This is a genomic window from Lysinibacillus sp. (assembly GCF_032093475.1).
In the GTDB taxonomy this organism is placed as follows: domain Bacteria; phylum Bacillota; class Bacilli; order Bacillales_A; family Planococcaceae; genus Lysinibacillus; species Lysinibacillus irui.
This window is the reverse complement of sequence record NZ_DAMDAY010000134.1, coordinates 1-10,450: the sequence shown is the minus strand read 5'-3', so window position 1 is coordinate 10,450 and position 10,450 is coordinate 1. Positions and strand designations below refer to the sequence as shown.

The window sequence follows — 10,450 nt, the reverse complement described above, 5'->3', positions numbered from 1 at the left end:
GCTTCGTTTCCACAAACGTTAAAATGATAATAGCGCTTTGAATCATCCATACAAATGAAACAAGCCAAAAAGCTATTCGTCTTGCTCGCACTTGCTTATAGAAATAATCAGTAAAGTAAAAAACTAGACTGATCGCATACAAGACGATCATCACTTCATAAAGCCTCGTCATGGTCAAATCAGCCAATAGACATCCCTTCTTTATAGTGAAATTGTAAAATTACTATACAAAAACAAAAAAACGTTTTCGTATCCTAAGTTTACCATACAGATACGAAAACGCCTCATGTAATATCAGTAGAAATCCAATAGCGTCAACACTATCGTACATTTGTGTATGCGACGCATTAGATATTTAGAAAGAGTACTTTGGTTCAACGGAAGTTTGAGAAGCCTCTGCGCGTTCTTTGCGCTCAAGCTCTTGCTTCGTCATCTCTTGAACTTCAGCTTCCACAGCATCCTCTATACCAAAAATTTGTTGGAATAAACGTAACTGTTCATTTGCTTTTGGTGAATTTGCCATTTCTTTCGCTTGTAAGATTGGCTCTTTTAACAATTGATTAATAATAGATTTTGTATGCTTACTTAAAATTTTACGTTCACGTTCCGTTAAATCTGGCATTTTATTTTCGATACTAGTCATCGTCTCTTCTTGAATTCGATTAGCCTTTTTACGCAAAGCTGAGATCACTGGTACGACGCCTAGTGTTGCTACCCAATCTTTAAATTGCACAACTTCATTACCAATCATATCCGTAATATCAGCAGCAGCACGTTCACGCTCTGCTAAATTCGCCTCGACAATTCCTTGTAAATCATCGATATCATACAAGAAAACATTTGGCAGGTCGCCCACTCGTGGATCAATGTCACGTGGAACAGCAATATCTACCATAAATAAAGGTTTACCTTTACGTAAACGTTCCACAAATTGCATTAACTCATAATCAATGACATAATCTGTTGCACCTGTAGACGTAATTAAAATGTCTGCTTCTAATAATGAACATTGTAATTCCTTCATTGATTTAGCTTCCCCATGGAATTTAGCGGCTAGACTTTCTGCTTTTTCAAACGTACGGTTAATGACCGTAACTTTTCCTACACCACTACCATAAAGGTTCTCAATCGCAAGCTCTCCCATTTTCCCTGCACCTAAAATAGCTACATGCTTGCGTTGTAAAGAGCCAAAAATTTTCTTTGCTAATTCTACTGCTGCATAGGAAACGGATACCGCATTCTCACCAATTGCTGTTTCATTATGAGCACGCTTAGCAAATGTTACCGCTTGTTTAAATAGCTGATTGTATACCGTTCCTGTTGTGCCAATCTCTTGTCCACTTAAAAAGCTTTTTTTTACTTGTCCTAAAATTTGTGTTTCCCCAAGAACCATTGAATCGATCCCTGCAGTCACTTTAAATAAATGTTCGATTGCCTCATCTTCTTCTCGAATTGTTAAATAGGAAGAAAATGTCTCCACGGGCAAGTCAAACCAGTTCGCTAAAAATTGTTTCACAAAATGACGTCCAGTATGCAATTGATCCACAACAGCATATATTTCTGTACGGTTACATGTCGAAACAATAACGTTTTCTAATATACTTTTTTGCTTTTGCAGCGCTTCCATTGCTTGTGGTAGTTCACTCTCTATGAATGATAACTTCTCACGTATTTCAACAGGCGCTGTTTTATAATTCAAGCCTACTACGATGGTATGCATGAATAACACCTCACACGTTCTAATTCACAAATCTCATTATAGCACAGTTCGACAATAGTTCACGTATAATTTGTGAACATGTCATGAAGAACTGTCATTCGTCATCTACATTAGAATTATTATAAACTAAGTGTAACAAATTATACGTCTTGTTTCAAATTAAAAAACTGCACCTTCAATTGTTAGATCAATCTAACAATTGAGGTGCAGTAAATTTTGTGATCAGTATTTTCTTAATTTGTCATTGTGACAGTTTTCATTGCAATAATATTACCATCTTTATCATAGGCTATAAACTCAATGTCATTATTAACTTTAAAGTCCTGCATAGTTTGTACTGTTTTCGTTAGCATATAAACTGAATCACTACGTTTTTGCAAATCAAACTGTACATCTCCACTAACTGAATTGAAGCGTACATTCATCTTTGCAACATTAGAACAATTACCATCAATTCGAGCACTCATAGTAATATAGCCTTTTCGTAGCGAAACGCTTGTTTCTTCAAATAAATCTTCAGGATTGATACAGCTCGAAGCTGGTGTTTTACATAAAATTGTATCAACTAGCTTTTGGAATACTTGATGCAATTGTAAATTATCAATGGCGTGGAAATAAGCGCCGCCAGTTTGCTCTGCTACTTGCATTAACGTAGCATCATTGATTTGTGATTTCTTGCCCATACTAATTGTATAAACTTTCACACCTTGCTTTTTCGCTTCATTGATCGCCTTAGTCATTTTAGATTTACTTGTTTTACCATCCGAAACAACAACAATGGCCTTCGATGTTTTAGTATCATTAGAGAATTTAGTTAAGGCGATATCAATGCCGGCAAAAATATCCGTCGCACCTTTATCTTTGGATGCTTTATAAAGATCTTTTTTCAGTACATTTTCTGTCGTACCTTCACCTAGAACAGTTGCTTTTGTATTCGTTTCAATAACAATATTATTTTTTGCCTTTATTTGATTGATCAATTCAATCATCTTTTTACCACGGTAATTTGTTGGATCAACCGCCTTCATCGAAGAAGAATAATCCACTACATAGGCAATTTCCGTTGCTAAAGAACAAGAGTTTTTACTAAAGTATGGATTCGTAAATATTTCTTTCGTTACTGTCTTATCTTTTAAGCCCTTCAAAATTGTTGCATAGCGTGGATCTAATGGATTAACGAGCGTTGCCTCTACTTTAGATTTTCCATAAATAATTGAGTCAAAGTAAGCGACGGCCGTACCTGGACTACCTGTATTATTTAATGGATCTGAAGTATTTGTTATAAACGACGCTGTTTTTTCCACTCCATCAAATTTAATTTTGACCGTTCCCTGATAGTCCGAAACGGGCTCCCCCCCTGGACGAACTAAAGTCACCATAACTTTAGTATATCGATCTTTCCCTGATGGTCTTGATGCAGCATCAGCACTTTCTTTCAATGCTTCAACACGTTTTTTATAGGCTTCCACTTGTCCAAGTAATTTCCCGCCCTGATATTTTAATAACACAGTTCGGTCATAGTTACTTAAGTTTGTGAAGATTGCATAAATCTTCATCACACTATCGTAATGCTCTAATGTTAAATCTTTTTCGTTTGGCATATGATTCATAAGCTGAATGATAGCTCCGACCGGATTAATATTTTCTACCTGAGAAGCAATATCATCATCAATCCCTTGAACACGATAAATTGGTCGTCCATCATCAGAAATCATATACATAATTTCAGTTTTGGCAGGCGTTGTTACTGAGTTATCAAAACGGCGATTTAAGAGCTCTTCAAATAAGTATACTGAGATATCATAGTTTTCAAATTGTAATATTGCATGTTCATATCCTAACGCTGGGTACCTAGGATCAGATCCACCGTAGCGCAAATAAACATTTTGTACGTTCCCTAAAGCATCCGTTACATTTGTTTGCTGACCAATACTAAATAACTTTTCATCAGAGTCAGGATCTAAAGGTACTGGAGCATACACATCAATTAAGTTTTGAGTAAAGAACTCTGGCAATTTTTCATATGGAACATAAGGAGGTGTTACACTACCATTATCATCTGTATTTGTTGGATCATATACTTGGTAATCAATACGTAGTTCTGGCTGTGGTGCATAACGCACTTCTGCATTTAACTTCTCCCCCACTAAACACTTCATAGCAGGGTCTGTATTATTAACTAGCTCAAAAGAAATCGTATCACGGACAGATTTTGTTAGTGATGGTGCGATTACGATAGCAGATACAGTGGAGCCATCAGATTGAACCGTTTTAACCGCTTCACCGGATGTATCCACAATTGTCCCATAGGATGACGTCACTTTGAATGTATACGATTTATCATCCGCAATTGGGTCACCATTACAAGCCTTTAACGATACCGTCACAAGTGTAGAATCCACATCATTTGCGATTAAATCCGGTTTTTCAACTACAATACTTTGCAATGCATTATTTACATATTCTGGTCCAGTAAAGTCATTTGAGTTATCTTTTGGTTCTTCAAAATCAGCACTGTTAGATCCCATGAAACCTGGTGGTAACGTGATGCTATCATTATCACGGCCAGCAGCACTTCGCTTTAATCCTTGTACAGCAAAATTGCCATTTTGAACAGCTCTATATAAAAATGTAGCAACATCCGCACGTGTTAATTTAGTAGATGGATTAAAGCTAGCAAAAGTCTTTTTACCTGTACCACTGGTAGAAAGATCATTCGAATATAAATATTGTACAGCCTGTGGTTCATCTAAATCTAAACCTTTGAATGCAGCGTAGATCTGGGCAAATTGGCCTCGTGTCACCGCTTTTGAACGATTAGCATTCACATGTGTGCCGTTAAATGGTAAATAAAATTCACTGTAGAAATTATAGGCAACACTATCAATATAAGATAACGCATAATTACGATCTAGCTTGGCAAACATTAGCACAAGCTCTCGATCAGTTACTTGTTCATCTGGTAAAAAGTTATTAGCACTGTTCAAGGACATGAGGTCATTGTCCACTGCCCAGGAAATAGCCTTATAATTATTACTATTTGAAGGAACATCTCTTATTGTGGTAGCTGCTTGCGTGACAACAGGTGTTGCCGTCATCAGTAGTAACATGAAGCAAAGCAAAGAGAGCAATGCTTTTTTTACATATGTCATTAATGTTCAGTCCTTTCTTTAGTTAAAGAACAAGATATCATCACGATAGTTTTGTTTTAGATCATCTTCTAAATATTTTAAGAATCGCTCAAGGACAAGAGAAGCCTCTGCACGAGTTAGCGGCTTATTTGGATTAAAACGGCCAGCGGAATCACCAATCATTAACCCAAGTTCATTTGCAATATAGATGCCGTCTCTAGCATAGTTTGGAATTTGATTGTTGTCTGTAAATTTCGTTAGATAGCCAGGATCAGGCGCTCTATTTTCAAGTCCTAAAGCACGCACAAAAATAGTAGCTGCTTGTGCTCTTGTAATGGCATTATCTGGTTTAAAGTAGTCAGCTGAAACGCCTTTTATTATGCCTTTATTTAATGCCGATTCAATATAGCCATAATCTTTAACCGTACGCTTTAAGTCTTTAAACACACTTGTAGTAGGAGTCTTTTTCGATTTCTTTTCTTCAAATACACGTAAGTCTACGGCTTTACCGATTGCCGTAGTAAAATCTATACGTTTCATTGGTGTATTTGGAGAGAAGAAATTACTTGCATCTGAATAGATACCTAGTGAATACATTTTTTCTATCGCTTCTTTAGCAAAATGGTTTGTTAAATCACGGAATTTAGGGATAATAAGACGTTCAATAGTTGGCATGTATTCTGTATCTAAATCAAGCGTCCCTTTTTGTCCTGAAGATAAGTCGTACGTGTACTCAGAAATAACATCTTTTTCACTTACAACTGCATAGCCACCCTCAAAACTACCCAAGCTTCCAAGATTCTCCTCATAATTTAAAACACGAGATTTACTTGTAGATAAGCGGTTTTTTACATGGCTTGTTTTGCCATCACTGTAGGAATAAACAGACTCTGTGATTTGAGTTTCTGTTGCTCCCCAGAAGTTTTCATAGCCCGCATGGCGACTATCGGTTTCAATCGTTACTGTGTTTTGGACAGCGTTTTTCCCTTTTCCTGTTTCAAAAGCATAGGTTTTTCTAGAGATTACATTCCCCGAATAATAATCAGAGGCAGCTCGATTATCTGTCACCGTTCCTTGAGAAAATTGATAATCAACTAACGTATAAGTAATCGCTCCAATTGTAATTTTTTCAGTGTATTTCTTTACCTCACCATTAGACGTTTTTTGACCAAGAACTGCATAGTCAACAACATCAGATTCATAGGCGATATTTCTTGTCAATGTGGCTCCATTATTACCTGTCAACTTCATGTTATAAGTTTCAGTTAATCTGCCTTTAGATTCCTTTTGTGTAATTTTAATATCTTTACTAGTGCCCTTAAAAATAACAGGTGACCCTGATAGGAAGACAGCTTCTTCATATGTATACTCATTTTTTACTGCACCAGTTGTTTCTAATGAAGCAGCCGATGCATTGAACGAAGTAGTAGTTCCCATTAAACAAATAACAAGAACGACTACCATTAGTTTGGCTAAATATTTTTGCATTCGCTTGTCCTTTCTTTCACTGTGCACTGTTATGCATAATGAAGCATGTTTTAATGACTAAAAATCTGCTCATCTTTCGAACATTTTGCCTATGCGAAGTAGCCTTCTCATCAAATGTGAATACATCGCCCTTTTGCAAATATTATTCGCCTGAGACTAAGCAGATTTTCAGTCTATATTTACTTTTAATCTACTAGAATAAAATGAGCTTTTACAAATCGATCTGATAATACAACTAAACGGTCGGATGCTTGTAGATCGGAAGGCTGTATCACTTTACCTGCTTTAATGATCGTTGCTTGGTCAATATTCATATCCACCATTTCACCAGCCTCATACCAACGGCCATTCTGCCATTGGCTTACACTTTTTACGTTAATTACAGCTGGATACTTCGATTTTACAGACTGTAGTTTCCCAGTCAGCATTAATGGGGCTACTGGTTTAGCATTATCTAAAATATGAAGTGCTTGTACATGTCCTTCCTTCACATAGAAGTAACCATAATCACCTTCGGATAAATAAAGCTCAATATCTGGCATGACGCTGTATGTTTTATTGCCATCATCGACCATTGCCTTTGTTGAATTACTAACTGATAAGACAGTATCATCTGTTTTCTTGAAAACATTTGATTCAATTTTCATCGCATCATCAATTTCAATTAAATACCCATCAGCTTGAGATAAGCGTCCATAATATAATTCATGTCCAGCTAAGTTAGGTGACATAAAGCTATCACTTGTCACTTGTACAACCTGCGCATAATGGTCACGTGCAGCACCATCTGCAATGACAAATGCCGTACCATACGCTAAAAGACCAGTTGGTTCAATTAAACGTCCATTACGAATTAAAATAGTTCCATTATGGAAGTACAATGTGCCTGCAGATTTCAGCTTCAATAATTGGTAATCTGTATCTACAGACAACATGGGTTCGTAATATGTTCGTTCATTGTTTTTCAATACTACAATTTTCTCAATGACTTCTTTACCGAATTGTTTAACCGTCGCATAGTATGCTTCACTACCGATATAATTTTTCAGTTGACCTTTTTCGACTTTCGTATTGCCAACATATATTGGTACCTTGGATGTAAAAGACATTGTCGATAGATCATTGGTTGTTTGAGAGCCAAATTGCCAGTTAATAAAGGCATGTTGATTTTTCACCGTTAATTTATTGGCATTAGGATTGACTGCTTGTATTTCGCCTTTGTATAAGTTTTCAACTAATGTGCCTGTCTCACTAATGGCTACTTTTGTTACGACAGAAGTGTTTTTATTTTTAAAGTTTAGTTTAACTCGATCCCCAACGTATAACGCACTAATATCAGTGGCTGAAGAGCCTTTTTGATAATTAGTCTCTTTGTTAATATAATAAGTCGTTTCTTCACCTACATCTGGCTTCACTATAATAAATAACCCATTTGGATCGATACTCGTTACTACACCAGCTGTTGTTTTACTGCTACTTCCTGATCCTGTGGATGGTCCATTCGGTTCTGTTGCTGTTGTAGATGTACCTCGCAGTTCAACAACACTTCTTAGAGAAATTTCAGCTTCAACTTCCATTCCCATCTTAAAGCCCTCGATAGTCGTTGCCGTGTTGTTAATATATAATCGAGTATTTTTATTAATATTAAAAGTCACTGTTCGGCCACGATCATTTTGCAAAGTTACTTTACTAAGTTGTTGTTCTATCGTGCCATCTGGCTTTGTGTATTCTGAAAATGTTACATCCACAAAGGTTCCAGTAACTAATTGGGCAGCTTTAGCCGGTTGGTTAAAGGCTAAACCGACAACCAGAAGTAACATGATCATGATTATGTATGAATATTTCTTCAAAAATCCTGCCTCCTTACTAAATATTAGTAATCATTATATCGTATTATTGGTAGCTTTTCTTATTTAAAAAGTTACAATTTAGACTATTAATCTTTTCAAGCGATAAAAATAGAGGTAGCTTCCTACTTTCAAGCTACCTGCCTGTTTCATACTTGAATATCAATTGTATGTCCAGCTGTCGGATGTGGAGCATCTAACATTTCAACTAACTGCTCTGTGTTTTGTTGTTGCATCTCCATTGCCTGTTTCGTAACAGCTAAAGAAACGTTTTGCATAAGTGTTGCTTGATTCATTGCCATCGATAAAGCTGCAATATCCATCTAGTCCACCTCCTATCTAATTTATCGGACAAATATTTTAATCATCAAGCATTTTCTACAACTTTCTACATTACCTTCTGTAAAAATGAAAAAAACATCTACTGTCCTAACGACTAGACACAATAGATGTTTTTACATTACATTTTATTTTCAATTGTTCTCCAAGCTTCTTCAAAGCCAAGACCCGTTTCTGAAGAGAAGACAATTAGAGTATCGCCTTTTTCCATTTCCAATGTTTCTTTGACAATCTTTTTATGCTTATCCCATTTACCTTTTGGAATTTTATCTGCCTTTGTTGCAATCACAATACAAGGAATATTATAGTGCTTTAGGAAATCATACATCATGCGATCATCAGCCGTTGGAGGATGACGCAAGTCTATAATTTGTACAACTGCTTTTAATTCCTGACGCCCAGTAAAGTAGCGCTCTATCATTTTCCCCCAAGCTTCACGCTCAGACTTTGAAACCTTTGCATAACCATAACCCGGTACATCCACAAAAAACAATTGCTCTTCAATTTTATAAAAGTTAAGGGTTTGTGTTTTACCAGGCTTAGAAGAAATACGTGCTAAAGCTTTACGGCCGATCATTCGATTAATGAAGGAAGACTTTCCTACATTCGAACGACCAGCTAATGCAAATTCTGGCAGTCCATCTTCTGGATATTGGTCTGGCCGTACCGCACTAATGACCATTTCGACGTTATGGACTTTCATTTTTCTAAAAACCTCCGTCCAGTGCATAGGCTAAAACTTCATCAGCCGATGACACTAGTTTAAATGTTAGTTGCTCACGTACACTGTCAGGAATATCCTCTAAATCACGTTCATTATCTTTTGGACATATGATTGTTGTTAAGCCTGCACGATGAGCACTTAATGTTTTTTCTTTTAGACCTCCGATTGGCAATACACGGCCCCGTAATGTAATCTCGCCTGTCATACCAACTTCACGGCGAATTGGGCGATGTAAAATAGCGGAGACAATAGCAGTTGCCATAGTAATACCTGCAGAAGGTCCATCTTTAGGTACAGCGCCTTCAGGTACATGGATGTGAATATCATGTGTATCGAAATATTCCGCATCCACATCAAGATCTTCCATTTTCGTGCGAACATAGGATAATGCTGTTTGAGCAGATTCCTTCATGACTTCCCCAAGCTTACCAGTAAGCTGTAACTTTCCTTTACCAGGTGTCAAGGATACTTCGATTTGTAACGTATCTCCGCCTACAGTTGTATAAGCAAGCCCAGTAGCGACACCGACTTGGTTTTCCTTTTCAGCCTGCCCATAACGGAATCGATGTTTACCGATTAACTCTTGTAGTGATTTTGAGCTAACAGTTACCCGTTTTTTCTCACCAGATACAATGATTTTGGCAATTTTTCTGCAAAGGGTTGCGATTTGTCGTTCTAAACCACGAACACCTGCCTCGCGCGTATAATAGCGTATAATATCGATGACTGCTTCATCTTTAATCACTACTTGCGTTTTTTTCAATCCATGTTCTTTCAATTGCTTAGGGATTAGGTGATTTTTCGTAATTTGAGTTTTTTCAATTTCAGTATAACCTGCAATAGAAATAACTTCCATACGGTCTAATAATGGACCAGGAATACTACTCAAATCATTAGCTGTTGCAATAAATAACACATTCGATAAATCATATGGCTCTTCAATATAATGATCACTAAATGTATTATTTTGCGCAGGATCTAATACTTCTAGCATTGCTGCTGCAGGGTCGCCTCTAAAATCATTAGACATTTTATCAATTTCATCTAATAAAAATACCGGATTAATGGTACCTGCTTTTTTCATTCCTTGAATAATACGACCAGGCATTGCGCCAACATACGTACGTCTATGTCCACGAATTTCAGATTCGTCACGAACGCCGCCTAACGAAATTCGAATAAATTTGCGATCTAAGCTTTC

Annotated in this window: 7 protein-coding genes and 1 pseudogene; all 8 read right to left on the bottom strand. The window is 36.8% G+C overall.

Features of this window, described 5'->3' with window-relative positions; translation table 11 throughout:
• Nucleotides 1–187: pseudogene (locus RT445_RS20490) on the bottom strand (cytochrome C assembly protein); the annotation flags it as partial.
• A 168-nt stretch (nucleotides 188–355) separates the two neighbouring features.
• Nucleotides 356–1,720 (bottom strand): glutamyl-tRNA reductase, encoded by a 1,365-nt coding sequence (gene hemA / locus RT445_RS20485; protein ID WP_274793955.1) that lies wholly within the window; start codon nucleotides 1,718–1,720, stop codon nucleotides 356–358.
• 233 nt (nucleotides 1,721–1,953) lie between these two features.
• Complete coding sequence (locus tag RT445_RS20480; protein ID WP_274793956.1) at nucleotides 1,954–4,872, bottom strand: S-layer homology domain-containing protein; 2,919 nt, start codon at nucleotides 4,870–4,872, stop codon at nucleotides 1,954–1,956.
• Between the two features lie 18 nt (nucleotides 4,873–4,890).
• Entirely contained in the window at nucleotides 4,891–6,339 is a 1,449-nt protein-coding gene (locus tag RT445_RS20475) for an S-layer homology domain-containing protein (RefSeq protein ID WP_312506766.1), read from the bottom strand.
• A 185-nt stretch (nucleotides 6,340–6,524) separates the two neighbouring features.
• The gene (locus tag RT445_RS20470; protein WP_312506767.1) at nucleotides 6,525–8,189 is read right to left on the bottom strand and encodes a hypothetical protein; all 1,665 of its coding nucleotides are present in this window, start codon (nucleotides 8,187–8,189) and stop codon (nucleotides 6,525–6,527) included.
• Between the two features lie 146 nt (nucleotides 8,190–8,335).
• A complete protein-coding gene (locus tag RT445_RS20465) occupies nucleotides 8,336–8,509 on the bottom strand; it encodes a YjfB family protein (RefSeq protein ID WP_081011007.1) in 174 nt (57 codons plus the stop codon).
• A gap of 137 nt (nucleotides 8,510–8,646) precedes the next feature.
• Nucleotides 8,647–9,228 (bottom strand): ribosome biogenesis GTP-binding protein YihA/YsxC, encoded by a 582-nt coding sequence (gene yihA, locus RT445_RS20460; RefSeq protein ID WP_274793959.1) that lies wholly within the window; start codon nucleotides 9,226–9,228, stop codon nucleotides 8,647–8,649.
• A 4-nt stretch (nucleotides 9,229–9,232) separates the two neighbouring features.
• Nucleotides 9,233–10,450, bottom strand: a 1,218-nt coding sequence (lon, locus tag RT445_RS20455) for an endopeptidase La (protein WP_313471443.1), incomplete at its 5' end; no start/stop codon positions are given.

What these genes read in the sequence shown, in the direction of transcription:
- RT445_RS20480 (WP_274793956.1), bottom strand. Translation starts at nt 4,872, where the DNA reads ATGACATATGTAAAAAAAGCATTGCTCTCTTTGCTTTGCTTCATGTTA.
- hemA (WP_274793955.1), bottom strand. Translation starts at nt 1,720, where the DNA reads ATGCATACCATCGTAGTAGGCTTGAATTATAAAACAGCGCCTGTTGAA.
- yihA (WP_274793959.1), bottom strand. Translation starts at nt 9,228, where the DNA reads ATGAAAGTCCATAACGTCGAAATGGTCATTAGTGCGGTACGGCCAGAC.
- RT445_RS20465 (WP_081011007.1), bottom strand. Translation starts at nt 8,509, where the DNA reads ATGGATATTGCAGCTTTATCGATGGCAATGAATCAAGCAACACTTATG.
- RT445_RS20475 (WP_312506766.1), bottom strand. Translation starts at nt 6,339, where the DNA reads ATGCAAAAATATTTAGCCAAACTAATGGTAGTCGTTCTTGTTATTTGT.